Annotated in this window: 23 protein-coding genes and 1 pseudogene; 21 read left to right on the top strand and 3 right to left on the bottom strand. The window is 60.6% G+C overall.

The window, feature by feature from the left end; all coding sequences use genetic code 11:
- Window positions 1–6 precede the first annotated feature (6 nt).
- The 6 genes from N6H05_RS25955 to fdhA are packed head-to-tail and all read left to right on the top strand — an operon-like array spanning window position 7 to window position 5,294.
- Window positions 7–360: a DUF779 domain-containing protein gene (locus N6H05_RS25955; RefSeq protein ID WP_284114446.1), complete on the top strand. Its 354-nt coding sequence runs from the start codon at window positions 7–9 to the stop codon at window positions 358–360.
- A gap of 1 nt (window position 361) precedes the next feature.
- Window positions 362–1,423, top strand: a complete 1,062-nt coding sequence (locus tag N6H05_RS25960) for a hypothetical protein (RefSeq protein ID WP_284114447.1) — start codon at window positions 362–364, stop codon at window positions 1,421–1,423.
- Window positions 1,423–1,737: a 2Fe-2S iron-sulfur cluster-binding protein gene (locus tag N6H05_RS25965; RefSeq protein ID WP_502958986.1), complete on the top strand. Its 315-nt coding sequence runs from the start codon at window positions 1,423–1,425 to the stop codon at window positions 1,735–1,737. Before N6H05_RS25960 ends, N6H05_RS25965 begins: the two co-directional genes overlap by 1 nt.
- Window positions 1,738–1,741: 4 nt before the next feature.
- Window positions 1,742–2,809 carry an aromatic ring-hydroxylating dioxygenase subunit alpha gene (locus N6H05_RS25970; RefSeq protein WP_284114449.1) on the top strand — a complete coding sequence of 356 codons (1,068 nt, stop codon included), beginning with the start codon at window positions 1,742–1,744 and terminating at the stop codon, window positions 2,807–2,809.
- The gene (locus N6H05_RS25975) at window positions 2,806–4,059 is read left to right on the top strand and encodes an NAD(P)/FAD-dependent oxidoreductase (protein WP_284114450.1); all 1,254 of its coding nucleotides are present in this window, start codon (window positions 2,806–2,808) and stop codon (window positions 4,057–4,059) included. Before N6H05_RS25970 ends, N6H05_RS25975 begins: the two co-directional genes overlap by 4 nt.
- A 50-nt stretch (window positions 4,060–4,109) precedes the next feature.
- The gene (gene fdhA, locus N6H05_RS25980) at window positions 4,110–5,294 is read left to right on the top strand and encodes a formaldehyde dehydrogenase, glutathione-independent (RefSeq protein ID WP_284114451.1); all 1,185 of its coding nucleotides are present in this window, start codon (window positions 4,110–4,112) and stop codon (window positions 5,292–5,294) included.
- Between the two features lie 131 nt (window positions 5,295–5,425).
- Here the strand turns inward: fdhA and pobA are convergent, their stop codons facing one another.
- Window positions 5,426–6,595 carry a 4-hydroxybenzoate 3-monooxygenase gene (gene pobA / locus N6H05_RS25985; RefSeq protein WP_284114452.1) on the bottom strand — a complete coding sequence of 390 codons (1,170 nt, stop codon included), beginning with the start codon at window positions 6,593–6,595 and terminating at the stop codon, window positions 5,426–5,428.
- A gap of 121 nt (window positions 6,596–6,716) precedes the next feature.
- Between pobA and N6H05_RS25990 the strand changes: the two genes are divergently transcribed.
- The 3 genes from N6H05_RS25990 to N6H05_RS26000 all read left to right on the top strand — a co-directional run bounded on the left by N6H05_RS25990 (window position 6,717) and on the right by N6H05_RS26000 (window position 10,040).
- Window positions 6,717–7,559, top strand: coding sequence for a helix-turn-helix domain-containing protein (locus N6H05_RS25990; RefSeq protein WP_284114453.1), 843 nt, complete (start codon window positions 6,717–6,719; stop codon window positions 7,557–7,559).
- A 327-nt stretch (window positions 7,560–7,886) separates the two neighbouring features.
- Window positions 7,887–8,822: an ArdC family protein gene (locus N6H05_RS25995; RefSeq protein WP_284114454.1), complete on the top strand. Its 936-nt coding sequence runs from the start codon at window positions 7,887–7,889 to the stop codon at window positions 8,820–8,822.
- 258 nt (window positions 8,823–9,080) lie between these two features.
- Window positions 9,081–10,040 carry an Abi family protein gene (locus N6H05_RS26000; RefSeq protein ID WP_284114455.1) on the top strand — a complete coding sequence of 320 codons (960 nt, stop codon included), beginning with the start codon at window positions 9,081–9,083 and terminating at the stop codon, window positions 10,038–10,040.
- Between the two features lie 109 nt (window positions 10,041–10,149).
- Here the strand turns inward: N6H05_RS26000 and N6H05_RS26005 are convergent, their stop codons facing one another.
- Window positions 10,150–10,890 carry a hypothetical protein gene (locus N6H05_RS26005; RefSeq protein ID WP_284114456.1) on the bottom strand — a complete coding sequence of 247 codons (741 nt, stop codon included), beginning with the start codon at window positions 10,888–10,890 and terminating at the stop codon, window positions 10,150–10,152.
- Window positions 10,891–11,443: 553 nt separating this feature from the next.
- On the opposite strand from N6H05_RS26005, the gene N6H05_RS26010 reads away from it, so the two are divergent.
- The 9 genes from N6H05_RS26010 to N6H05_RS26050 all read left to right on the top strand — a co-directional run bounded on the left by N6H05_RS26010 (window position 11,444) and on the right by N6H05_RS26050 (window position 18,886).
- A complete protein-coding gene (locus N6H05_RS26010) occupies window positions 11,444–11,635 on the top strand; it encodes a hypothetical protein (protein WP_224550959.1) in 192 nt (63 codons plus the stop codon).
- 42 nt (window positions 11,636–11,677) lie between these two features.
- The gene (locus N6H05_RS26015) at window positions 11,678–13,501 is read left to right on the top strand and encodes a ParB/RepB/Spo0J family partition protein (protein ID WP_284114457.1); all 1,824 of its coding nucleotides are present in this window, start codon (window positions 11,678–11,680) and stop codon (window positions 13,499–13,501) included.
- A 250-nt stretch (window positions 13,502–13,751) separates the two neighbouring features.
- Window positions 13,752–14,786, top strand: a complete 1,035-nt coding sequence (locus N6H05_RS26020) for a DUF2971 domain-containing protein (RefSeq protein ID WP_284114458.1) — start codon at window positions 13,752–13,754, stop codon at window positions 14,784–14,786.
- Between the two features lie 42 nt (window positions 14,787–14,828).
- Window positions 14,829–15,524, top strand: coding sequence for a competence protein CoiA (locus N6H05_RS26025; protein WP_284114460.1), 696 nt, complete (start codon window positions 14,829–14,831; stop codon window positions 15,522–15,524).
- A 237-nt stretch (window positions 15,525–15,761) separates the two neighbouring features.
- Window positions 15,762–16,193, top strand: a complete 432-nt coding sequence (locus tag N6H05_RS26030; RefSeq protein ID WP_284114461.1) for a helix-turn-helix domain-containing protein — start codon at window positions 15,762–15,764, stop codon at window positions 16,191–16,193.
- A gap of 317 nt (window positions 16,194–16,510) precedes the next feature.
- Window positions 16,511–16,897, top strand: a complete 387-nt coding sequence (locus N6H05_RS26035; protein ID WP_284114462.1) for a DUF3768 domain-containing protein — start codon at window positions 16,511–16,513, stop codon at window positions 16,895–16,897.
- A 127-nt stretch (window positions 16,898–17,024) separates the two neighbouring features.
- A complete protein-coding gene (locus tag N6H05_RS26040) occupies window positions 17,025–17,282 on the top strand; it encodes a hypothetical protein (protein WP_284114463.1) in 258 nt (85 codons plus the stop codon).
- Between the two features lie 2 nt (window positions 17,283–17,284).
- Entirely contained in the window at window positions 17,285–18,565 is a 1,281-nt protein-coding gene (locus N6H05_RS26045) for a Fic/DOC family protein (protein ID WP_284114465.1), read from the top strand.
- 54 nt (window positions 18,566–18,619) lie between these two features.
- The gene (locus N6H05_RS26050; RefSeq protein ID WP_284114466.1) at window positions 18,620–18,886 is read left to right on the top strand and encodes a hypothetical protein; all 267 of its coding nucleotides are present in this window, start codon (window positions 18,620–18,622) and stop codon (window positions 18,884–18,886) included.
- A gap of 5 nt (window positions 18,887–18,891) precedes the next feature.
- On the opposite strand, the gene N6H05_RS26055 is transcribed toward N6H05_RS26050, so the two are convergent.
- On the bottom strand, window positions 18,892–19,434 hold the full coding sequence (locus N6H05_RS26055) for an SOS response-associated peptidase family protein (protein ID WP_284114500.1): 543 nt from the start codon (window positions 19,432–19,434) through the stop codon (window positions 18,892–18,894).
- Window positions 19,435–19,534: 100 nt separating this feature from the next.
- On the opposite strand from N6H05_RS26055, the gene istA reads away from it, so the two are divergent.
- The 3 genes and pseudogenes from istA to N6H05_RS26070 all read left to right on the top strand — a co-directional run bounded on the left by istA (window position 19,535) and on the right by N6H05_RS26070 (window position 24,700).
- The gene (gene istA / locus N6H05_RS26060) at window positions 19,535–21,028 is read left to right on the top strand and encodes an IS21 family transposase (protein WP_083579292.1); all 1,494 of its coding nucleotides are present in this window, start codon (window positions 19,535–19,537) and stop codon (window positions 21,026–21,028) included.
- Window positions 21,025–21,606 (top strand): annotated as a pseudogene (gene istB / locus N6H05_RS26065) (IS21-like element ISSsp5 family helper ATPase IstB); the annotation flags it as partial. The gene istA and the pseudogene istB, both read left to right, overlap by 4 nt.
- Before the next feature lie 175 nt (window positions 21,607–21,781).
- A complete protein-coding gene (locus tag N6H05_RS26070) occupies window positions 21,782–24,700 on the top strand; it encodes a Tn3 family transposase (protein WP_284114467.1) in 2,919 nt (972 codons plus the stop codon).
- Window positions 24,701–24,753 lie beyond the last annotated feature (53 nt).

Below are 24,753 nucleotides of genomic sequence, written 5' to 3' on the forward strand. Positions count from 1 at the left end.
TGAGCGATGACACATCAGTCCGCAACCCATTCGATCCAGGCTACCCCGGCCGCGCTCGCTCTGATCGCGCAGATCGAAGAGGAGCATGGCGAGCTGATGTTTCATCAATCCGGGGGATGCTGCGATGGCTCCTCACCCATGTGCTACCGCAACGGGGAGTTGCGGGTAGGCGACGGAGACGTGCTGCTTGGCACGGTCGGCACTGCCCCTTTCTACATCGGCAAGGCGCAGTTCGAGCAGTGGGGCCGACCGCAACTGTTGCTCGACGTTGTGCCGGGCCGAGGAGGCATGTTCTCTTTGGACAATGGCCGACAAGTCCGCTTCCACATTCGCCCCAAAACAAAAACGCAGGAGAGCTGAGATGGCAACCCAACACTTCGATCCAGATACGAGTGCAGCCGCTGCACCCATTCCTCCCGCAGCAAATAAAGCACCGGGAACGGAGAGCTATAAGCAGCGCCGAAAGTGGATCGCCGACCGAATTGAGTCCCTCGATCCGGAGGTGGACTATAGCGAGATCTGGCGTCTGACGACCTGTTACTACGTCGATGATATGTTCATGAACATCATCTACACGACGGGAATCCAGAATTTTACATTGCCGCCTGCCGGCACGATCCTGCTGACCAACAAGGGCCGTGGACCCATCGTTTCACGTCCGGAAGACCGCGCATATGAAACACTGCGCCACTTCTGGGCTTGGTTCGAATACGGACCTGACAGCCCTTATGTTCAGGGTTCCGTCGAGCGGGTCAACAAGGTGCACAAGTCGATGTCGCGCGTGTTGCCCGGTGCGTTCCCGGCCCGCGATTTCATCTATACCGCAGGCTGGACCTGCTGCGACGTCCATCGTCTGTTCGTCGGGCTGGGCCTCAAGGGCTTCAGCGAGAAGCAGAAAGCCGGCGCACATCGTTACTGGCAGAAGCTCATGTCCTATTTCAAGGACGAGGACGGCAATCCGATCGCCTTTCCCGAATCCTTCGATGCCACGGTGCAGTATCTGGAGGAATATGAGGCCCACGAATGGCCACGCGTTCCTACCGGCAAGGTTTGTGCTGACGCGCTGACTGACCAATATGCCCATGACTGGTTCCCGCGCGGTTTTCGCTGGCTCGGACGTCAGGTGATCCTCTCGCTTCAGAAGCCGCGCACGCGCGCGATCATGAACATGGATGAGCCGAACCCCATTCTGAAGCCCATCATTCGCGGCGGCATCGCCGCCTTCATCTGGATGAAGATGAATGTACTGGCTGATCCCAAGCTGTCGACGCCGGAAAAGGCCCGGCTGAAGGGACAGATCAAGGGCCAGCATCAGCCTGCGCCGACCGAAAAGGTGTCGGCATGCCCTTACCACAATCGGGTGCCGCTTGATGTGGCTACCCAGATCCCCGGCCCTGCCGGATATGTAGGATATAAGAATTGATGCAGTTGATGATCCGCACCAGAGAAGGAGAAGAGCGCAGCGTCCCGGCGTCCGAAGGGGTTTCCGTGATGGAGATCGTTCGTGATGCCGGTGTGGACGAGCTTCTCGCCCTTTGTGGTGGCTGCTGCTCGTGCGCGACCTGCCACATCTATGTCGATGATGCGTTTGTGGCCGCCCTGCCCGCCATGACGGCCGACGAAGACGACCTCCTCGACAGTTCGGACCATCGCCGCCCCAATTCGCGGCTTGCCTGCCAGATTCTCTTCAACGCGCAGCTCAACGGGCTGCCTATCGAAATCGCTCCGGAGGACTGATCCCATGACCCGCGCCGCCAACGCCGATCACGAACCGTTTCTGTACGACGCCTGGTATGTCGCAGGCTGGGCAACAGACCTGAAGCCCGGTGAGCGCATCGGTCGAACCTTTCTTAATCAGCCCATTGTCCTTTTCAGGACGGCATCGGGGGATGTCGGGGCGCTGGAGGATCGCTGCTGTCACCGTGCCATGCAGCTGAGCCACGGCCATGTCGAGGGTGAGATTTTGCGTTGCACCTATCATGGTCTTGAGTTCGGCACGGATGGCATTTGCTCGCGCATTCCTGCGCAAGAGAAGATCCCCAAGACCGCCTGCGTCCGCAGCTACCCTCTGGTCGAGCAGGATGCCATGCTCTGGATCTGGATGGGCGATCCCTCAAAGGCCGATGCCGAACGTATCCCGTCCCATCACTATCATAACGATCCGAAATGGGCTTGGCGCGGCGCGCATTTCCCGGTGAATGGCAATTGGGAATTGCTGGTCGACAATCTGATGGATCTATCGCACCTGCCTTATATCCATCCCAACACCATCGGCGGCAATCCCGAGCTTCATTTCAAGACGAAGACGGAGACGACAAAGCTGCCCAATGGGGTCAAGGTCGAGCGCCGTATGCCTGCCTCTGTCCCGCCTCCGACCTATATCGATGCCAAGGGGTTCAAGGGGCTGGTCGATCGCTGGCAGGAAATCGAGTTCATGCCGGTCATGATCCGCATTCATACTGGCGCCTGTGATGTCGATACAGGGGCCTATGAAGGCAAGCGCGACCATGGTTTCTCCATGCTCGGCTTCCACGGCATCACGCCTGAGACGGAGCGGACAACGCATTATTTCTGGTCAATGGCGACCAACATCCTCGACGGCGATATTCCCGATGTCGTGTTCGAGCAGACCGCCCGAACCTTCAAGGAGGACCAGGAGGTTCTAGAACTGCAGCAGGTTCGCATGGAAGCCGACCCCAACCGGCCCTTGATCGACATTGCAAGCGATGTCGGCGGGCGGCAGGCTCGCCAGCTCATTCGCAAGCTGATCCGCGCGCAGCATGAGGAAGAGGCGCGCGAAGTAGCATGAGCGACACGCCCCACTATGATGTCCTGATTGTCGGTGCAGGCCACGCAGGCGGTCAGGCTGCCATAAGTCTTCTGCAGGCGGGCTTCACCGGCTCAATCGGTATAGTGGGGATGGAAAACCATCAGCCCTATGATCGCCCGGCATTGAGCAAGGACTATTTCTCCGGGGCGAAGACCTTCGAGCGGCTGATGTTACGTCCACCGGCCTTCTGGTCAGAACGCGGTATCACATTCCATCATGACCATCAGATAGTAGCAATTGAACCGCAGACGCGGCGGATTGTGGCGCTGGATGGGGCAATGTTCCGCTACGAAACCTTGATTTGGGCGGCGGGCGCAGATCCCCGCAACCTCTCCTGCCCGGGAGCAGGGTATGCTGGCGTTCACACGATCCGCAAACGAGCGGACGTCGACCGAATGCTGGCGAACCTCGATACGGTTCAGCATGTTGTTGTCATTGGCGGCGGCTATATCGGCCTCGAAGCCGCCGCTGTGCTGCGAAAGTTCAATAAGGACGTGACCCTTTTGGAAGCCCAGGATCGGCTTCTGGGGCGCGTGGCAGGGCCGACCCTGTCGGCTTTCTTCGCAAGCGAGCATGTCGCGCATGGTGTCGACGTCCAGCTTGGCGCACAGGTCGCCGCGCTGGAAGGAAATGAAGGGCAGATCGAAACTGTCGCGCTATCCGATGGACGCAGACTGAAGGCGGATATGGTGATCGCTGGGATTGGCGTGATCCCGGCAGTGGGGCCGCTTGAACAGGCTGGCGCATATTGCGCCAACGGCGTTGTGGTTGACGATTGCTGCCGGACGAGTCTCGAAAACATCTATGCGATCGGTGACTGCGCCCAGCATCAAAATCCTTTCGCGGATGGTGCTGCAATCCGCCTCGAATCCGTCCAGAATGCCAATGATATGGCCAAGATCGCTGCCCTGTCGATTGTAGGAAAACCCTCTACGGGGCGGGACGTGCCATGGTTCTGGTCGAACCAGTATGACATCCGTCTTCAGACGATCGGCCTGCTTACGGGATATGACGAGGAAGTCATCCGCGGCGATCCCGCATCCCGCAGCTTTTCAATCGTCTATCTCAAGGACGGGAGGGTCAAGGCTCTCGACTGCATCAATGCCACAAAGGACTATGTGCAGGGTAAGGAGCTTGTCCTGAAGGCAGCACTGCTGCCCGCTTCGCTGCTGGCCGATGGGACGGTGCCTCTCAAGACGATGCTTGCTGAGACTGCGGAGCACGCCTGACCAACAGAATATGATTTGGGTCTTGATCGATCAAAACAAGGAGAGAGTGTATGAGCGGCAATCGCGGAGTGGTGTATGTCGGGCCCGGCAAGGTTGAGGTCCGTGACATCGACGACCCGAAGTTCGAGGATCCGCGCGGGCGGAAGATCGAACATGCCGTCATTCTCAAGATCCTGGCCACGAATATCTGCGGATCTGATCAACATATGGTCCGGGGCCGCACCACTGCCCCCGAAGGTCTGGTTTTGGGCCATGAAATCACCGGTGAGGTGATTGAAAAGGGGGCCGATGTCGAAATGCTCGATGTCGGCGACATCGTTTCCGTCCCCTTCAATGTGGCCTGCGGCCGCTGTCGCACATGCCGCAACGGCGACACGGGTGTTTGCCTGACCGTGAACGATGGCCGGGCGGGCGGCGCTTATGGTTATGTCGACATGGGGGGATGGATTGGCGGGCAGGCCCGTTATGTCATGATCCCCTATGCCGACTTCAACCTCCTGAAGTTTCCTGACCGCGATCGTGCGCGCGCTAAGATTCGTGACCTCACAATGCTGACGGACATCCTGCCCACCGGCTTCCATGGTGCGGTGAAGGCAGGTGTCGGTGTCGGCTCGACGGTTTATGTTGCTGGCGCCGGCCCCGTTGGTCTTGCCGCAGCGGCGTCAGCGAGGATCCTTGGTGCCGCTGTTGTCATGATCGGTGACTATAACAAGGACCGGCTTGAGCACGCCCGCAAGGTCGGCTTCGAACCGATTGATCTGGGTTCGCACGACCGTCTTGGTGAATTGGTCGCCAATGTCACCGGGGCACCCGAGGTTGATTCAGCGATCGACGCTGTAGGCTTCGAGGCCGTGGGGCATAGCGGAAAGGAACAGCCCGCTGCGGTCCTCAATCAGATGATGGAAATTACCCGCGCCGCCGGCTCCATTGGTATTCCCGGTCTTTACGTAACCGAGGATCCTGGCGCGGTCGAAGAGAGCGCGAAGACGGGGAATCTCAGCCTGCGGCTTGGGTTGGGCTGGGCGAAGTCCCAGAGCCTGCATACCGGCCAAACCCCGGTGATCCGTTATAATCGGCAGCTCATGAATGCGATCCTGTACGATCGGCTACCAATCGCTGACATCGTGAACGCGCAGGTTATCGGTCTCGAAGAGGCCCCGACGGGATATGAAACTTTTGATCGCGGTGCTGCGGTAAAGTTCGTCATTGACCCGCATGATGCGATTGCCCGTTAAATCTCCCGAGACGTCGGGGCTGTGGCAGCTTTTGGAATAGACGCTGCCATTCCATTCCGCACGATTGGCGAACCGTCGATCAGATAGTACCAACTGCAGGCCTGATCGACGGCATCGTTATTCAAGGGGCCTCAGACAGGAAGCCCGACATAGTTCTCGGCAATCGAGCGCTGCGCGGATTCGCTCGATGCGATATAGTCCAGCTCGGCAACCTGAATGCGACGTTCGAAGTCGCCATCGTCGGGGAAACGATGCATCAGCTTGGTCAGTGACCAGCTGAAACGCTCGGCCTTCCACACACGAGCAAGCGCCTTTTCCGAATATGCCGCAATCGCGTCCCCGTCGTTGTTCTTGAAAAACGCCGTCAGGGCTTCAGCGGCGTAATGGACGTCGCTGGCGGCCAGGTTGAGGCCCTTGGCACCGGTTGGCGGCACGATATGCGCGGAATCGCCACAAAGTAGCAGGCTGCCATAGCGCATCGGTTCGAACACGAAGGAGCGTAGCGGGGCGATCGACTTCTCGATCGATGGGCCGCGCGTGATATGCGCTGCGGCTTCCGGGCCAAGGCGCACACTTAGTTCGTCCCAAATCCGATCATCGCTCCAGTCCTCGACCTTCTCGGTCACCGGAACGTCGATATAGTAGCGGCTGCGCACGTTGCTGCGCTGGGACGCAAGGGCGAACCCGCGATCGTGGTTGGCATAGATCAGTTCGTGATTGCACGGCGGCACATCGGCCAGGATGCCGAGCCATCCAAAGGGATAAACCCGCTCGAATGACCGTGCGATTGAGGCAGGAATTGCCTGTCTGGACGGGCCATGGAATCCGTCGCAGCCAATGATAAAGCGCGCATCTACCTGATGATCGGCGCCATCCTTGGTATAGGTAACGAAGGGCGCATCGCCTTCGATATCGTGCAGGGCGACGTCGGCAGCCTCATAGATCACTTCCAGCCCGCGCGGTCCGGCGGCTTCCATGAGGTCGCGCGTCAGTTCGGTCTGCCCATAGACCATGACCTGCTTGCCCGTCAGGGCCTTGATGTCGATGCGGATTAGGCGCTCGCCATCGGCAAGATTGAACCCGTCATGTGGAAGGCCCTCCGCTTTCATGCGCGCGTCCAGGCCCAGGCGCTCCATAAGCCCAACAGTGACCTGTTCCAGAACGCCAGCACGGATGCGCGATAACACGTAAGGTCCGGACTGGCGTTCGATAACCACGCAGTCGATACCTTCGGCTTTGAGAAGATGGGCGAGGAGCAGGCCCGCAGGGCCAGCGCCGATGATCGCAATCTGAGTTTTCATGAGAATGTCTCCACCGCGGCACGCTCTCCTCCGGCGTGTTCGCTTTCCCCTTAGAATTGACAATTCTCCACCTGTTCGAGAAGAGACGGCGAGGTCATATCGCTGGTACTTTTAGGACAGGATGATGCAGAACTCCGCGATACCCAGCTTTGTGCTCTACGGCGAAATGCTGAGCGACAATGTGCCGGAATTCGCCCATATTGAGACGATCGCTACTCGTAGCGCGCTCTATGATTGGGAAATTTCTCCCCATCGGCATCTGCGCAGTGTCCAAGCTTTGCTGTTGTCTAGCGGACAGGTTCAATTTCGCTGTGACGATCATATCAACGACTTGGCTGCCCCCTGCTACATGATTGTGCCGATCGGCAGCGTCCATGGGTTCCGATTTACGCCAGAGACCGCCGGGCATGTGCTGACACTCTCGGCAGGCTTTACATCTCGGGCGGTGGGTAGCAACGATCCCCTGCTGCGTTTGCTTACGCAAGGGGCCTGCGGAGCAATTCCCGATGGGAATATCGCGAGAGTCTCCTGGTTGTGCAACGAAATGCTTGCCTGCCAGTCTGACTGGCGGGCACCGGATCCGTTGTTCATGGCGCTCGCAGAAGCGCTGGTTCGATCGCTACCGGCACCATTGAAGGATGACAGCGCTGATGAAGAGCGCTTAGTCGCGTTCCGACGCCTGATAGAAATCCATCTGCGCGAGCATCACGCAGTCGCTTGGTATGCGCAGCAACTCAATATCACCACCAAGACACTCACAAGAATTTGCCGCCGCAAACTCGATTGCACACCAACCGAATTGATACATCAAAGGCTATTGCTGGAGGCGCGCCGTTTGCTGGGCTTTACGAATGCAAGTATCGTTCAGGTGGCGGATCAGCTGGGCTTCTCGGACAGCTCCTATTTTTCGCGCTTCTATCGCCGGATGACGGGGCACCGCCCATCGATTGATAAGAACCCATGATGGTTGGCGTTGGATGCCTGCTCCTCTTCATTACTGCACTTTCGCATAGTCTATTCTTTGCGCCACAGTCCTCCCCCGGAGGCCCGCCAGCGCCGGGGGAACACCAAGGGCTACTGCCCTTTCGTTCCCGAACGACAATCGTGCCCCCCGTGTAATCCGCCAAGCACAGTGCCCGATGCCTGTGACGGCATCGACCGCGCTAAGGCGGCTCGCCCGCGCCAGGCGCAAGATTCTCGCCCTCCCTCCCCATCCCGTTCCTCGCCGGAAGGGCAGAGCCGCATGCCGCAGAGCAAGCGGCTTTCAGCCTCAAGAGGAAAGGACGAAACAATGGGACGCATCACTGACAACCGGGCCGACGTCTATCAGGACATCACCGACCAGATGATCGCCATGATCGAGGCAGGCACCCGGCCTTGGTCTAAATCATGGAACGGGACCACCGCGCCCAACATCCCGCTGCGTTCGACTGGCGTTCCGTATCGCGGCATCAATATCCTGACCCTTTGGGTGGCTTCCATGACAAAGGGCTATGCCTCGCCGCATTGGCTGACCTTCAAGCAGGCGCTGGCGCTGGGCGGCTGTGTTCGCAAAGGCGAGAAGGGATCGACCGTTGTCTATGCCAACAAGATCGTCGTGGGCGATGGCAAAGGTGGAGAACAGGGCGGCGAAGCGGGTGGTGAGGGCAAGCGGCAGGTTGCGTTCCTGAAGCGCTACACGGTGTTTAACGCCGAGCAGATCGACGGCATCGAGGCGCAATATCCTGCCCCCGCGCCGATCATCACCGCCACCAATCCCGATGACCGGGACGCCGAGCTTGACGCGCTCTTTGGCCGGGTGCCCGTCACGGTGCGCCATCATGGTGCGCAGCCCTATTACCAGCCAAGCGGCGATCATGTCGTCATGCCGCATTTTGCCGACTTCCATACCAGCGACGATTATTATTCGACCCTTGCCCACGAACTATGCCACGCCAGCGGCCATCAGGACCGGCTTGCCCGTCAAACCCTCCTTTCCACGAAGCGCGAAGATTATGCGCGGGAGGAACTTGTCGCTGAATTGGGGGCCGCTTTCGTCAGCGGGGCGATCGGCATCAAATTGCATGACCGCGAAGATCATGCCGCTTACCTGTCGAGCTGGCTTGCAGCGCTGCGCAATGACAAGCGGTGCATCTTCACTGCCGCGCGCCATGCACAGGACGCAGCAGACTGGCTGTTGAGCCATATGGGCGCAGAGCAGGCAGCCACGCTGGAGGAGGCAGCCTGACCGTCTTGGGCAGCCCGGTCCCATCAGGGGCCGGGATCGCCCGGACGGTACGCATAGGGGATCAGGGCGAGGAAATTGCTCGCCGCCCTCCCGCAAGCGGGCGAGCGGCGCTATATAGCGTTTGCAGGGCTTTTTAGGGCTTGAAGCCATTTCAACTTGTTCTTGAAATGTTAGCTTTCGCGGCGTATATCGATCTCAACATGGCCGTCCCCGCTGTTGCCTCTGGCATCAAGGGGCGGCCTTCTTCATATCTGGGCCATGTTGCCGCCCTACACCAAGCCTCACCTCAGTTTTGCCGACCAGCTCGCGCTTCTCATGCAACGCGGCCTGGTCGTCACCGATGCCCCCAAGGCAACCGAACATCTCCAGCGTATCGGCTATGGCCGCCTCACCCTCTATTGGCAGCCGTTCCAGCAGCGCGTACCCGATCCGAACAAGCCCCATAAGACTTTGCGCATCGAGCAGTTTGAAGCCGGCGCGGAGTTCCGCCATGCGGTCGACCTCTATCTGTTCGACAAGCAGTTGCGGCTCCTTTTCCTCGACGCGCTGGAAAGGATCGAAGTCGCGCTGCGCGTGGATCTCGCGCATGCGCTGGGCAAGCGTAACCCATGGGCGCACCGTGATCCGGCCCATCTTGATGCGCAGCGTGCCAATCAGCCCATGCAGGGCAGCACGCGGCATACGAGCTGGCTGGCGAAGGCGGATCAATCGATCACCCGTTCCAAAGAGGATTGGGTCGTAGAGTTTCTGGCCACCTACAGTTCCCCGATACCTATCTGGATGGCGGTAGAGGCATGGGACTTCGGAACGCTCTCCTGGCTGCTGGAAATGGCGCACCCCAATGATCGCGCTGCGATCGCCAAGCGATACGGCTTGCTCCCCGATACGCTGGTAAGCTGGGTCAGGTCGCTCGCGTTCGTGCGCAACATCTGCGCCCACCATGCCCGCCTCTGGAACGCTGGCATCGTCAACCAGCCCAAGGTTCCCCGGCAATGGGAGGCGGCTCAGGTCGTCCATATCGGCGCCGACTTCGTGCAGCGAAGTCGCGTCTATGGCACCGCGGCGGTGGCCAGCCATCTCATCAAGCGGATCAATCCGGGCACCACCTGGAGCAGCCGGATGAAGGACCACTGGCTTGCCTTCCCCGTCATGCCGTTTGCCAGCGCCGCGCAAGGCGGCTTCCTGCCGGGATGGGATCAGGAAGCTATCTGGAGCTGAAAATTCGCGGGCGGCCGATCGCAGCGCGATCAGCCGCCGAGCAGTATCTGTGCCAGCTTCTTGAGCATACCCGACAAATCACCGAACAAGTGCAGCACCGTCCCCCAGGTCAGCGCCGGGATGGAATGTTCAATGAGCTTGTCGACGGCGAGATCGCCTTTCTTGGCAAGCCAAGGGCCGATTTTCGCGCGCAGCGCCTCAAATCGTGTCGACAAGCGTGCCACTTCGACAGGATCGGGCGTCGGCGCTTCCAGCGCCGTGCGCGTCTCTGCAATCGTTGTGGTGATTTCACCGGCGTCCTCGTCAGTATAGGGCGGGAGGCCGATGCCGTCAGGGGGTGGTTGTGGCCCAGGTTGGCTGGGCTGGTCGGGAGCGCGGCAACCGCGCTTTCGAGTTGCTCAAGCCGCTCAAGAATGTCTTTCGTCAGCGCAACGGCCTGTGGTGATCCGGTTTCAAGCGTCTCGTCTTCGTCTTCCGGATCGGGATGTTCGTAGTATTCGCTGTTGCTCGACGGTGCCCATTCGAACGTGCCGGCGTCGGTGATGCGCTCGGCCGCTTCTGCGATCCAGGTCGCATCGAACTCAGTCTTGAACGTATCGTGGAGGATGTCTTGAGGCTCATACGGGCCGCCATAGGGATAGATATATTTCTGATCCTCATTGTCCCAAGGCATCTGGTTCTGGGGATCTTCGAAATTCTCGTGAAACCAGTTTTCCATCGTCTCGATGGCCGAGGCTTTTTCCTCTTCCCTTTGCTCTGCTTCCAGACGTTCGGCTTCCTGCATCTGCCAATGATGATGCTCTGCTTCCAGATCGTGTCGTCGTTGTTCTTCGGATCGTTCTCTGGCCATGGCGTCAGTCTATAAGGTCTGCGTGCCGGTTCCAAGCATCTGTATCCTTTACTGCTTGCCTGCGTGTCGCCTGAGCTTGGCCGCCTGATGGGGATAGAAGCGAGGCTGGGCGCGACCCTGCCGGGCACGGCTCTATCGGCGCTGCTGGCGCCGACCAAGCCACCGTGCCGGCGTCTCGGCCCATTCGGGTGACGATCCTCGCGTAAGGGGGGTGTGCCATGTGGCACACCCCCTGTTGCCGCGCTGGTGCGCGTTGTGGCGTTCGCAGGACGTCCCCGGCCCTCCCCCGGAGGCCCGTTCCCGTTCTTCATGTTCTTGGGGGGAACACCAAGGGCTGCTGCCCTTTCGTTCCCGAAGCAAAATCGACAGCCCCGTGTGGTCCGCCAAGCGCGGCACCCGCCGCCCCTTGCAGGGCGTCGGCCGCGCTAGGGCGGCCTGCCCGCGCCAGGCCATCGATTTTCCCTCTCCCTCCCCATCCCGCTCCTCGCCGGAGGGGCAGAGCCGCATGCCGCAGAGCAAGCGGCTTTCAGCCCGAGGAAAGGAGACAAGGACAATGGCTTACACACGGTACAAGGGCGATCCCTACTGGAAGCGGGCCAAGGTGGACGGGACCAGTCAGGACGGCACCCCCTATCGCAAGGGCGAACGGGTGTTCTTCTACCCCCGAACCGGCGCGACCTACGCAGGCGATGCCGCCACGCGCGCCTCTGCCGAATTTGACGAACTCGCAGCCCTCGAAGGCTGACCTCCCCCCATTCCCGACATCACGAAATCAGGAGCTTTCATCATGGCTATCATCACCCCCAAGCTGTCGCAGCTTCGTCTTTCCCCGCTCAACCAGCGCCGCATCAAGCCTTCCGCTATCGACTCCATGGCCGACGATATTCACGCGCACGGCCTGTTGCAGAACCTTGTCGCCTATGAGGAAGACGGCCTGTTCTGGGTCTTTGCAGGCGGGCGTCGCTATCGGGCCTTAAAGGAACTGGTGAAGCGCAAGAAGGTCAGGAACAGCGACCTGATCCCCGTCGAGGTCCGCACCAAGGAAGAAGCCATCGAACTGTCGCTGGCAGAGAACTTCCAGCGCGAGGACATGCACCCGGCAGACAGCATCCGTGCTTTTGCGGCCCTGCGCGAAACCGGCATGGACGCCGAGGAAATCGCTGCCCGCTTCGGTCAGGCCGTCAGCTTCGTGTATAAGATGCTACGCCTTTCCGCGCTGGCCCCGGCGCTGATCGACCTGATCGCCAAGGATCAATTGTCGCTCGAAGCAGCGCGCGCGCTCACCCTTACCGACGATCATGATTTTCAGGTGAAGGTCTGCAAGGCGGCAAACGGCCATGCCCACACCATTCGCCGGATGCTCACGACCGAGAAGGTCGAGACGACCAGCGGCCTGTTCCTGTTCGTCGGGCGGGAAGCCTATGAGGCCAAGGGCGGCACGATCACCGTGGACCTGTTCAGCCAAGGCGATGAAGGTTTTGCCGACACTCCCGAACTGGTGGAGGAACTGGCAGAGGAAAAGCTGGAAAGCATCGCTGCGGAATATCGCAGCATCGGGTGGTATGAGGTGTGCGCTGGGATCGCCTACCCTCACAACCTCTACATGAAGGGAAGCATGTATCCCGCTACCCGCGAACCGACCGAGGCTGAAAGCGAGCGCCTTGCCGCCCTCGCCGCCGAGATCGAGGCCATTGCCGACGATGAAGGCGAGGACAGCGAACGGATCGAACCGCTGGTGGACGAGCAGGACGCGATCATGGAAAGCCAGCGGGTCTTCACGCCCGAGCAGATCGCCGTTGGCGGTGTGGCGCTGTGGATTTCGCGGGATGGGACGCTGGGCAAGAGCATCTACCGGGCCAAGGCCGAACCCAAGCCCAAGAGCAGCCATGACGGTCCCGCGCCCCTCTACAGCAATGCCCTGTTCGCGGACCTGTCGCGCATCAAGACCCGGATCGTTCAGGAAGCGGTTGCCGCAGACCCGGCGCTGGCGCTCGACATCATGCTCGACAGCCTCGCAGGCCAGTTGCTGCATGGCGCACACAGCTATCAGATGGCGGCAGAAGTGCAGGCCAAGATGGTCCCCACCGATGTGGCCGACGAATTGATGGCAACCAGCGATGTGCAGGCCGTCGAGGAAGTCATGGCGACTCGCTTTGCTGCTATCCCTGAACAGGGCCGCTTCGAGGCGATCCGGGCCATGTCGGGCGACGACAAGATGGCGCTGCTGGCGGGCCTTGTTGCGATGACGGTGGACGGCACCGTGTTTTCAGGTGGCTCTCCCGGTCAGCGGCATCACCAGTTCGAGCAGATCGCCCGCGCCAGCAGCGTGGACATCGCGGCGCGGTGGAAGGCCCCCATCGCCCTGTTCGACAAGATGCGCCGTGCCGCTCTGATCGATGTGCTGCGCGAGGAAGTGGGCGCACCCAGCGCGGAGAACTGCGCCACGATCAAGAAGAAGGCGGACCTTGCCGTCAACGTCGCGGAGCGCCTGCCCGCTGGGTGGCTTCCCGCTCCCATGAAGATCGGGGCGTTCGATCAGGCCGATACCGGCATGGATCCGGACAGCGCCATGATGGACGAAGAGGATATGACCGAAAACGAAGACGCCTGACGGATTGGGGGCTGGTGGGAACCAGCCCCCTTTCTTCCCATTCCGCGATGCGGTGCGTGGTGGCCCGTCGCCCCCGGCGCGCCCGCCCTGCCACGGCAGGACGGGCGCGCTCGCCGTTCCTGGCGGAACCGCTCGGCGCCGCGCGACCAAGGCCGCGCGGCGCTGGGGCGACTGCGTCGCGTTTCAAAGTGCCTTTTCGACTTCCAAACCGCCGCATACACCCAAGGATACCCCTTGGAGCGATTGGTAAATGCCGGAAGATCCCGATGTCCCAGAGCCACTGCGCAAGCTGCTGGCCATCTTGTACCAGAATAACGATCGCCGAACCGCAGAGCTGAGGGCGAGCGGGCGAAAATTCGCGCATTACACCACAGCGGAAAACGCGCTGAATATTTTGTCCGGTCGCTCGCTGTGGCTGCGCAACGCCGCAGTCATGAACGACCATTCGGAAATCGAGCATGGGCGCGGTATCCTCGATCGGTTGCTGGCCATAGAGGCACCACTCGGCCGCGACTTTTTCGGTGCTTTGGATGCGGTGCATGACGGAATTTCCAACACGATCCGCGGCCGATACTACCAGGAAGCCCATAGCGCCCGCGATCTGACCTACATGACGTCGCTTTGCGAGCATGATGCGGATGATTGGCTTGGGCAGCTTTCGATGTGGCGGGCGTATGGCGGCGCGCGCGCCAGCGTGGCACTGGTGTTCAATCCCGAGGTTATTTTTGACCCTTCGGTTCACCTCAATGTCTCGGCCTCCCCCGTGCACTATGGGGATGATGCAAGCGTCGCTGCTGAACTTGCTGACCTAATTGCGGGCTTGAGGGCCGACCCTGAAGCGATTGCGGCGGTTGATCCATGGATGGTCGCCCATGTCGTGTCTGGCGCGCTCCATTACGCGCTGCTGTCGATCAAGCATCGCGGGTTCCGAGAGGAGCGGGAATGGCGCATATTGGCGCGCGCCGACGAACTGCCCCCCAACGGCCCGGTAAAGCGCGAGGTCAAATCGATCGGAGGTATCCCGCAGCTTGTTCACGTGCTCCCGCTGCACGGGCACGGCAGCCCTCTCCCTTGCAACGAGGTACAGTTCCACCATGGGATGGAAGCTGATGAGGTGATGTTCCTCCCGCAATTTTCATGGGACAGGCTGATCGACCGCATCATCGTTGGCCCTTCGCTTTTCCCCGAAACCGTCAAGGCTGCGATCGAGGAGCAACTGAAGCTCGACGGCGTGAACCGATGGGACCAGCTGGTGGAACTGAGCGAGATACCGCTGCGGGTGTAACGGGACCGATGATGTCGGTGCGCAATTGCCGAAGGATGTGAGATGGGATCGTTCGCGCTTGACGCCCAGGGAAGCCCGATCATTGCAATGGATGTCCCCTCTACCGTCTGGGAGAGCTGGAAAGGCAGCGGTACGGCGCTCGGGTTTACGATGGCGTGCTGTGGGTCAACAGCCGTGCCGAAAACCAGCCTTACCGGGCTACAGTTCTATGCTCACCACAGCGATGAATGTGCGACGGCACCGGAGACGATCTGGCACCGTCAAGCCAAGGCCCTGATTGTCGATGCAATGCGCCAACTCGGCATGGAGTGCGCCGAAGAGGTCATGGAGAATGGCGCTCGCCCCTGGAAAGCCGATATTCTCGTCCACCACGGAACGCGACGATTGGCCATAGAAATCCAGCATTCCTACCAGCATTTGCGCGACTATCTGCGACGGCAGGATCGGTATGCTTCCGCAGGGGTAGATTGCATCTGGGTGCTGCCAGCGGAGCGTTACCTGGCTCTAGCGAAGGTTACAAGGCGCAAGCGGATCAAAGAAGAGTTCGGAGGCAAGTTTCCTGCGTGTGGGCATATTGGCCCTTGTCTTCCTAGCTTGCCAGTCGTGATGCTGCGTGATCCTGCCGCGCGCGAGATCGGGGGCGCATCCCTGCTAGCACCGCTCGATACATGGTGTCGCGCACTCATCGAGCGGCATTTTGTTTGGACCGATGGCACTTGGATCATTGCCGAGGGCTGACGCTTCACAATCAAGGTTTCGGGCGCGACCCTGCCGGGCACGGCTCTATCGGCGCTGCTGGCGCCGACCGAGCCACCGTACCGGCGTCTCGTCCCATTTGGGTCACGATCCCCGCGTGAAGAAGTGTGCCACATGGCACACCCCATAAAACGCGTGAACGAGTAACCATAGGTTACTTTTACCTTGACTTATGTGTAACCATGGGTTACAATTATGGGCACATAAGAGAGGAAAATTATGAAACCAGATGAATTGAAGGCCCTGCGCAAAGGCACAGGATTGTCCCAACAGGGACTGGCGAACGAGTTGGGGGTGAGCCGCAAGTTCGTGAATGAAATGGAAAACGGTGCGCCTATCGACCAACGCACGCAGTTGGCCGTCCAAGCTCTCGCTCGCAAAATGAAGCTGATCTCCGATCTTTATTGGGTGGATGACAGCAATCGTGGCACGCACATTGTCATCCGTCGCACGGAGCGAGAGCACGATCGGCCCAATGCGCTGTATTGGGGGCACTCCGAAATGATGCTTTACGGCGAGTTCGCGCATCGCAAGCATGCGGAACGATGGGCGCGTTCGCTGCGCGCGTCGGAAAATCCTCGCAATACCCGCACCCTGCGGCGTGCCCGCGCTAACGAGCAGGCCGAACGGGAAATCGCCGGTCAGGAGTGATCGACCCGTAAACCCCTTGCTCAGCAGACGCACAGCGGTGCTGTGCGGCGTTTTCATCGCCGGTCTCGCCTTGGCGCGCCGCTGCGACAAGAGGGAACACCAAGGGCGCTGCCCTTCCGTTCCCGAACGACAATCGGTCGCCCGTGTAATCCGCCAAGCGCGGCACCCGACATCCTGACGGTATCGGCCGCGCTAGGGCGGCTCGCCCGCGCCAGCGACAGATTCTCGCTCTCCCTCCCCATCCCGTTCCTCGCCGGAACGGCAGGGTTGCCCGGCCCCACGGCCTTGCAGCCCATGCCAGATGAAAGGAAAGCGACATGCAGACCCCCGACCAGACCGAGACTATCCGCCGATTGAACGATGCGGCGCGTGCGATGCCTGGCGTTACCTGCCTTGCCAGTGCCACCCTCGGCTTTCAGGCCCTCCCCGCCGATGACCGTTCCGCCGCATTGGCGTTGATAGCGGGGTTCTCGAAATTCGACGACAACAATGACCCTTATGGTGAGCATGATTTCGGGGCGATTTTCCGTCTTGGATCGGGCGTCTGGACCCAAGATCGGCCCGAGGCCGATGAGGCGATTGCGATGACGGTTTTCTGGAAGATCGACTATTATGAGCCAAATCTGGCTTTTGGCAGCGATGCACCTTGGGATGAGCAACGCACCAAGCGCGTGCTGACGATTATGTTATCTAATGAATACTGAAACTTATGCCTTTTGTTGCGCTGCCGGGAGATGGTTAAAATCTTCCGGCTGCGCAACCGTTAAGCCAAGTGATTTGTTGAGGAATCACGACAAGAAGAGTAACGTTATCGGGGAAGGATGAGCGGGGATGGCGCAGATCGATCTTGAGGTATTTCGCGAGCATGTTCGGCGCATGGACTTCGAGCGTGGCACGCCTGAGCAGATTGCGTTCTGGCGGGAAGACATCGCCGACGCACGCGCCAATCTGGTTATCGAGAACATGGCCCCAACCGATGAGGATGATGCCATGTTCGCCATAATGCTCGACGAGGGCGTTCCGCCCTCGCTGATGGCCTCGATCATTCTCGGCCTCTACACGCCGGGAACGCACTCTGTTGCAGGCTGACGGTGGCCGACGACCCCTATACCTATCCTGACACCGACATCCTGCGGAACCGGCTTGGGATTACCGACGATGCCTTGCTCAACGAAGCAGAGCGCCGGTTGACGCTCGCGCGCGGCGCACACGCCGCGCGTCTTGTCTTTCCTGGTACGGCAGAAGGATACCGTGCCCTTCACCAGCACCTGTTCCAAGACCTGTATGACTGGGCAGGCGAGGACCGCACCGTCAGCATCGCCAAAGGCGGTTCCAGCTTTGCCGCGCCGCCCTACATCGCCCGCGAGCTGGATAAGCTGTTTGCAGACATGGCCGCGAGGAATGGATTCCGTGGTCTTGCCCGCGACGAGTTTTTCGACAGCCTTGGCAATCACATCAACGAACTCAATGCCATTCATCCATTCCGCGAAGGCAATGGGCGCACGATGCGCCACCATGCGGTCCAGATCGCGCGGGAGGCTGGCCACCCCATTCGTATCGCATCAATCGACAAGACGCTGTGGATGGACGCCTCGCGTCATGGCTTTCTGACCGGCGATCACCGCCCCATGACATCGGTTCTTGCGGCGGCTGCCGTTCAGCGGGAGGCCGCGCCAGAAGCGCGTATCGGTGCCCACGGTATCGCGTTGCTGCCCCAGCGAGCGCCGCCAGCGGGACAGCGGTATCGCATGACTCTGAATAAGGTCCGTGAGGAGCTTGAGCGGTATCTTCCTGCTGCCCGACAGCAAGCAGACGAACGCTTGCGCGCGCTGGCCGGACAGGACGCGGCGCCTGAAAAGATCGTCGCCGCGCGCACCGAACTTGCCTACGTCCGGCACGCCAAAGGTCCGGTCTATCAGTCGCACCTTCTGACCTATCTTGGTGTCCGCCAGGTCGATGCGGTCATTTCAGCCGAGCAGACGCCGCTGGAGCGCGTGCGAGAGATTGGGGCGGCTCTTGGGGTCCAGATCAATGGACAGCAGTCTGTGCAGCTTCAGCGGGCCGTCCGTGCGCTGGAGCGCCCGATCCTGCCCCCCGGTCATGCGCCAGGACAAGAACGCCTTGCCGCCACATTCCTGAAAAACTCGGCCGAAGGAAATCTGGCCGATACCCGACTGGCGGCAGCGCAAGGCATCGTTGACGCCGCCATGCAGACCGCTCGCGAGCGCGGGGAGAGCGCGAGGATGGTCACATCCATCGGTGAATCGACGCGCCAGCTTGTGGCGGAGCGTATCAGGAGCGGGAGCGCGCTGGACGCCGACCTTGGCAGTGGGCCTGCTCCCACCCCACCACCGAAGGATCGCAGCCGCTAGTCTGGCTATCGAACAGGCTTGTCAGAGCTGGCCGGTGGATGTCAGACTGCCCCCATGCGTTATCCGGGAACCGTTATTTTCGCTCCAGAGAAATGGTTCATCGTTGTCTCCCATGACGAGGGCTTTACCCTCATCGAGATGGATGAGGACGAAACCGGTATCGTCACAGGTGATGTGCTGTACGCAAAATCTTGGCTCGGAGACGGCTCAAAGTCTTTGTCCTGCGGGAACGTCATTCACCGGGGCCAATTTTGGGGATCGTATGATACCCGCACAGCTGCCATGCGAAAGGCCCTGCAATTCGTGACAAAGCAGGATTGAGCGGCCTACCGTTCATTCCTTCGCGTTGGGAAAACAGGACCGCGCACCGTCATCCGCTCAGCGTCATAGGGCTTCTGCAGGGCCACGATGTCGTCGTAGGTGCCATGCAGCCAGGTATCGATGTCCGCTGGTTCCAATATCGTGACCATCGCCTTGGGATGGATCGGGGCAACTAGGCTGTTCGGCTCACACGTAACCATCGTAAAGCCGTTACCTATCGCCGTCGGTTGCCAAAATCCCGCCACGGCAAAGACAGGCTGATCGGCCACGCCGAACCACATCTCGCCCTTCAGCGGCGGTTTCCCGTCGCCAAGATCATGCTTGTCAGGCGTGAACTCGCAGAACTCTGTGAGTGGTACGATACAGCGGCTTTCCGGCTTTTCGGCCAGCGTTCGCCATTGGGGATGACCAAGTTGGCGCACGTTGGTCATAGGCCAGGCCGCCTTCCCGCCCAGAACGTCCCAGGCCATGACGTCCCACCCACGCTCGCCATCCTGTTCCCGGATGACATAGCTGCGGGCTTTGGGCTGAGAACGGCGGAGCAATATTCGACCACGGTAGCGGCGGGATAGTCCTGCTGCGGGCGGCGTAAAAGTCGTCCACCTTGAAGCCTTTCTGCCGAGTCAGGGAGGTGTGGGGATCTACAGCGTGGAACTTTATCTTCAGGTCCGTCTGGCTTGCGCGGATGGCATGAGCCAACGGGCGGCGGCGAAGCGTTTCAATGTGTCGCGCGATACGGTACGCAAGATGCTGTCGTTTTCATCGCCGCCGGGTTACCGGCGCCAGTCCGTACCGCAGCGCCCGAAGCTGGACGGGTTTGTGGCGATCATTGATGGATGGCTTGAGGGTGACCGCAGTGTCCCGCGCAAGCAACGCCATACGGCGAAGCGGGTATTCGACCGTTTGCGCACCGAGCATGGTTTCACCGGCGGCTATACGATCATCAAGGATTACATCCGGGAGCGCGAACAGCGCAGCCGGGAGATGTTCGTGCCGCTGGCGCACCCTGCGGGAGATGCGCAGGCCGATTTCGGGGAAGCGCTGGTGGAGATCGGCGGGGTGGAGCAGAAGGCCTACTTCTTCGCGCTCGATCTGCCGCACAGTGATGCCTGCTATGTGCGGGCCTATCCGGCGGCGGTGGCGGAGGCCTGGGTGGACGGACACGTGCATGCCTTCGCGTTTTTCGGCGCGGTACCGCGCTCGATCGTCTATGACAACGATCGCTGCCTTGTGGCGAAGATCCTGCCCGACGGCACGCGGCAGCGTGCCACGCTGTTCAGCGCTTTCCTGTCACATTACGTGATCCGCGACCGCTATGCTCGCCCGGGCAAGGGGAACGAGAAAGGCAATGTGGAGGGGCTGGTAGGCTATTGCCGGCGCAACTTCATGGTGCCGATCCCGAAGTTCCCGACCTGGGAGGCGTTCAACCTGTGGCTGGAGGAGCAATGCCGCAAGCGCCAGCAGGACAAGGTGCGCGGGCAGAGCGAGACGATCGGTGAGCGCTTGGAACGCGATCTCGCGGCCATGCAGCCTCTGCCCGCTACACCCTTCGAGGCCTGCGATCAGAAAGGCGGGCGGGTCTCCTCGCAATCCCTGGTGCGCTACAGGACCAACGATTATTCGGTTCCGGTGGCCTGGGGCCATCAGGAGGTCTGGATCAGGGCCTATGTCGATGAGGTGGTGATCGGCTGCCGCAGCGAAGTCATCGCCCGTCATCCTCGTTGCTATGCCCGCGAGGAGGTTGTCTTCGACCCGCTCCATTATCTCCCGCTGATCGAGCAGAAGATCAACGCATTCGACCAGGCTGCGCCTTTGCAGGGCTGGGACCTGCCCGAAGCGTTCACGACACTGCAGCGGTTGATGGAAGGGCGCATGCACAAACATGGCAAGCGCGAATATGTGCAGGTACTGCGCCTGCTGGAAACGTTCACCCTCGCCGATCTCCAGGCGGCGGTCGAACAGGCCATCGATCTTGGCGCCATCGGCTTCGATGCCGTCAAGCACCTCGTCCTGTGCCGGATCGAACGCGTACCGCCCAGGCTGGACCTGGACGTCTATCCCTTCCTGCCACGCACCACGGTCGAGAAGACCTTTGCCAGAGCCTATCTGAGCCTGCTCTCCGACCGGCAGGAGGCCGCATGAGCGATCAGGCCCCGGAGATCCTTCTCGCTCACCATCTCAAGGCGCTCAAGCTGCCTACGTGCCTGCGTGAGCATCACAAGCTCGCGCGGCAATGTGCCGCTGAAGGCGTCGATCATATCCGCTTCCTCGCCCGCCTCGTCGAGATGGAAATGATCGACAGGGAGCGTCGCATGGTCGAGCGGCGCATCAAGGCCGCGCGCTTCCCCGCCGTCAAAAGCCTCGACAGCTTCGACTTCGCCGCCATCCCCAGGCTCAACAAGATGCAGGTGCTCGAGATGGCGCGCTGCGAGTGGATCGAGCGGCGTGAGAACGCCATCGCTCTGGGGCCATCAGGCACCGGAAAGACGCACGTAGCGTTGGGGCTCGGACTGGCAGCATGCCAGAAAGGACTGTCGGTGGGCTTCACCACCGCGGCAGCGCTGGTCAGCGAAATGATGGAGGCCCGCGACGAGCGCCGTCTTCTGCGCTTCCAGAAGCAGATGGCCGGATACAAGCTGCTCATCATCGACGAACTGGGCTTTGTGCCGCTCTCCAAGACCGGCGCCGAACTGTTGTTCGAGCTGATCTCCCAGGGGTTCCCGTAACATCTGTCCTAAAAGTAGCGGTAGTGGGAATGCCGGAAAACAGCCATTTCTGGCGGTTCTATTTTTCTAAGTGATTGAATTTGCATGGCGTGCAGCTTTTCCGACTTTTTGGGACTCCGGTCATGGATGTTTGTAGCCTTTCCTCTGTAAAGCGGCGGGGTTCGAGTCGATGCAGGATTGGCGCGCGCAGTATCTGGGGCTGACGACGTTTCCGGCCACGCTTACTGTCGCTGAGATCGATGAGCTTTTCAGGCTGGACGATGATATCGCCCGCATGGTTGGAGCGCGGCGGACACCGCTGACTCGCCTGGGGCTAGTGCTGCAGATCGGCTTTCTGCGCCTCACTGGGCGTTCGCTGAATTCGGTGCAAATGATCCCGCCAGCTGTGCTGACGCGCGCCGGCCAGGCGGCGGATATTTCGGCTCCGCAATTGGCGTCGATCCGTTCGATCTACCGGCGACGGATGACGCTTTATCAGCACCAGCAGGCTGCGATGGCCGCGCTGGCCTTCAGGGATTATGGCGACGCCAGCGAGCGCGCCCTGACCGGCCATTTGCGCCGCATGGCGACCCAGAGCTTCGACAGCGCGGCGCTCACGCGCCAGGCGATGATCTGGCTTTTTGAGCACCGTTGGGTGCTGCCGGGCCAAAGCCGGATTGAAGACCGGGTGGCAGCTGCTCAAGCCTATGTCACCAGGTCCATTCGCGCAGAGATGATGCAAACAGTTGGTGGGCAATGCGTGCAGCGTTGGGTCCAGGATTTGTCTGCCGTCCATGACGAGGAAACGGGCGAGACGCTGTTTGAATGGCTGCGCAAGCCCACTACCGGTACAAGCCAGATCAATATTGCCGAAGCAGCGCAGCGGCTCGACGCGCTGCGGAACCTGGGGGCTGACAGGCTATCACTGGGCGCCCTGCCGATAATCGGAATGCGCCATTATGCCAGCGGCATGGCTACCCAAAAAGTTCAAACCCTGGCTTTGCTCAGGGAGCCGCGCCGCGCCGTCGAGATTGGGTGCTGGTTGCGCTTGCACCTTCTCCAGTTGAACGATGTCGTGCTTGAGCAGGTCAGTCGGCGCATCGGCAACCTGTGGCGCGAAGCGCATGGGACAGTCGAGATCCGCGCCTTTCGCGAACTTGAAGTCTATCGCGCCGGTGTGAATGCTATCCGACGGGCACTGGGCGACTCCAGCCTCTCCGATGCTGCATTGCGTGCGACAGTGGTGACCGCGATTGCGCCGTTGCCGGTGGCGACTATCGGTACCGGGCGGGCGCAGGCGATTCGTGCCGAAATGGCTGCACGGCCTGCGCGCTTGCGGGCCCTGCTCAAAGCGGTGTCCGGCTTGAACCTCGCCTATGCAGAGGATCATCCCCTTGGGATTGCCATGACCACACTGGGAGGCGTCTATGCCAAAGACGAGACCGAATTGGCGGCTCTAAGCACGCCGTTTGCATCGGCCCCGCGCGCCTTGGTCGAAGCTGCATCCACGGCGGAGGAAAGGCTGGCGGCCTATGAGGTGGCCACCGCGCTATTGCTCAAGCGCTCGCTGCGCAATGGTGCCGCGAGCAGCGTAGACAGCATCAAGCACCGCAGTCTTTCCGATCAGCTGATGCCGTCCGCGCAGTGGCTCAAACACAAGGGCAGCTTCGCCCGGGCGCAGGTACTGCCCAAGTCCCTTGAGGGCTATCTCGGCGATTACGAAGCGACATTGACCGCCCGGGTGACCGCGCTCGATGCCGCGATCACCGCCGGTGACATCGGCCTGCGCGAAGACCGGCTGCGGATCCCAAAGCTCAAGGCGCTTGGCGAGGGCCCGGAAGTCAGGGCGACACGCAGGGCCCTGTTCGGGGCGATCGGCGCGGTCCAACTGCCAGATATTTTGATCGAGATCGATGCCCTTACCCATTTCTCATGGATCCTCTTGGGACGGCAGCCTGCCAGCACGACCGAGCTGACACAGGTCTATTGTGCCCTGCTGGGATTGGGCACGATGCAGAGCGCGGCCAGCGTCAGCCGGATGGTTGCGGGCGTCAGCGATGACCAGATCGAACATGTGATGCGCCAGATTATCGCAAGCGGGCAGCTGCGCGCCGCAAGTGACGCAGTCGTCAACCACATGCTCTCCCACCCAGTTGCACGGCGATGGGGCACAGGTAAACAGGCATCGGCGGACATGATGAGTCTGGACGCCACGCGGCACCTTTGGAACGCGCGCACCGAACCGCGCCGCGGCACCAGGGCGATTGGCACTTATTCGCATATTCTCGATCAGTGGCCGATTATCTACGATCAGGCTATCGTGCTCAACCAGCGCCAGGCCGGGGTCGCACTTGAAGGTGTGTTGCAGCAGCAGATCGCCGAGCTGCAGCGCCTGGCGGTCGACACCCACGGCTTCACCCATTTCGCAATGGGATTGGCCAAGGTTCTGGGCTTTGACCTATGCCCCCGCCTCGCCGGCTTTTCAGGGCGCAAGCTCTACCTGCCGTGCGGTGTTGCTGTGCCGGCCCGGCTTGAGCCGATTGTCGAGCGGGTACCGCTCGGCCGCACGGCACGCAGCGGATGGGATGGTTTCCAGCATATCGCGGCCTCGCTCCAGAGCGGGTATGGTTCCGCCGCGACCATCATCGAGCGGCATGGCAGCGCCGCACGGGGAAACCCGGTCTACGAATGCGGCACCCTGGTCGGCAAGGTCATGCGCAGCGTGTTCATGCTCGACTATCTCGTCAACACAGAATTCCGGCGCGAGGTTCATCGGCTGCTTGCCCAGGGTGAATCGCTCCATGCCCTGCAGCGCGCATTGTTGACCGGACGGATCGAGGCCAAGCATGGCCGAGCCAAGGATGATGCGAACGCCATCAGCGGGGCCCTCTCCTTGCTCACCAACGTCGTGCTGGCTTGGAATACCGCGGCGATGCAGACCGAAATTGAGGCCAATCCTGCCCTCTACCCAACTGAGCATCTGACGCATATCGCGCCAGTCGCGCACCGTCACATCAACATGAAGGGCGTCATGCGTTTCACCATCGAGCCACACCACCAATTGGTGGGTAACGGCGCCGGAAAAGGTCAAAAGCTGCCAGTTCTATGAATTCAAATACTTAGAAAAATAGAATCGTCAAAAATGGCTTTTTTCCGCCATTC

The organism is Sphingobium sp. WTD-1, assembly GCF_030128825.1.
Lineage (GTDB): Bacteria > Pseudomonadota > Alphaproteobacteria > Sphingomonadales > Sphingomonadaceae > Sphingobium.

What these genes read in the sequence shown, in the direction of transcription:
- N6H05_RS25955 (WP_284114446.1), top strand. Translation starts at nt 7, where the DNA reads ATGACACATCAGTCCGCAACCCATTCGATCCAGGCTACCCCGGCCGCG.
- N6H05_RS25960 (WP_284114447.1), top strand. Translation starts at nt 362, where the DNA reads ATGGCAACCCAACACTTCGATCCAGATACGAGTGCAGCCGCTGCACCC.
- N6H05_RS25965 (WP_502958986.1), top strand. Translation starts at nt 1,423, where the DNA reads ATGCAGTTGATGATCCGCACCAGAGAAGGAGAAGAGCGCAGCGTCCCG.
- N6H05_RS25970 (WP_284114449.1), top strand. Translation starts at nt 1,742, where the DNA reads ATGACCCGCGCCGCCAACGCCGATCACGAACCGTTTCTGTACGACGCC.
- N6H05_RS25975 (WP_284114450.1), top strand. Translation starts at nt 2,806, where the DNA reads ATGAGCGACACGCCCCACTATGATGTCCTGATTGTCGGTGCAGGCCAC.
- fdhA (WP_284114451.1), top strand. Translation starts at nt 4,110, where the DNA reads ATGAGCGGCAATCGCGGAGTGGTGTATGTCGGGCCCGGCAAGGTTGAG.
- pobA (WP_284114452.1), bottom strand. Translation starts at nt 6,595, where the DNA reads ATGAAAACTCAGATTGCGATCATCGGCGCTGGCCCTGCGGGCCTGCTC.
- N6H05_RS25990 (WP_284114453.1), top strand. Translation starts at nt 6,717, where the DNA reads ATGATGCAGAACTCCGCGATACCCAGCTTTGTGCTCTACGGCGAAATG.
- N6H05_RS25995 (WP_284114454.1), top strand. Translation starts at nt 7,887, where the DNA reads ATGGGACGCATCACTGACAACCGGGCCGACGTCTATCAGGACATCACC.
- N6H05_RS26000 (WP_284114455.1), top strand. Translation starts at nt 9,081, where the DNA reads ATGTTGCCGCCCTACACCAAGCCTCACCTCAGTTTTGCCGACCAGCTC.
- N6H05_RS26005 (WP_284114456.1), bottom strand. Translation starts at nt 10,890, where the DNA reads ATGGCCAGAGAACGATCCGAAGAACAACGACGACACGATCTGGAAGCA.
- N6H05_RS26010 (WP_224550959.1), top strand. Translation starts at nt 11,444, where the DNA reads ATGGCTTACACACGGTACAAGGGCGATCCCTACTGGAAGCGGGCCAAG.
- N6H05_RS26015 (WP_284114457.1), top strand. Translation starts at nt 11,678, where the DNA reads ATGGCTATCATCACCCCCAAGCTGTCGCAGCTTCGTCTTTCCCCGCTC.
- N6H05_RS26020 (WP_284114458.1), top strand. Translation starts at nt 13,752, where the DNA reads ATGCCGGAAGATCCCGATGTCCCAGAGCCACTGCGCAAGCTGCTGGCC.
- N6H05_RS26025 (WP_284114460.1), top strand. Translation starts at nt 14,829, where the DNA reads ATGGGATCGTTCGCGCTTGACGCCCAGGGAAGCCCGATCATTGCAATG.
- N6H05_RS26030 (WP_284114461.1), top strand. Translation starts at nt 15,762, where the DNA reads ATGAAACCAGATGAATTGAAGGCCCTGCGCAAAGGCACAGGATTGTCC.
- N6H05_RS26035 (WP_284114462.1), top strand. Translation starts at nt 16,511, where the DNA reads ATGCAGACCCCCGACCAGACCGAGACTATCCGCCGATTGAACGATGCG.
- N6H05_RS26040 (WP_284114463.1), top strand. Translation starts at nt 17,025, where the DNA reads ATGGCGCAGATCGATCTTGAGGTATTTCGCGAGCATGTTCGGCGCATG.
- N6H05_RS26050 (WP_284114466.1), top strand. Translation starts at nt 18,620, where the DNA reads ATGCGTTATCCGGGAACCGTTATTTTCGCTCCAGAGAAATGGTTCATC.
- N6H05_RS26070 (WP_284114467.1), top strand. Translation starts at nt 21,782, where the DNA reads ATGCAGGATTGGCGCGCGCAGTATCTGGGGCTGACGACGTTTCCGGCC.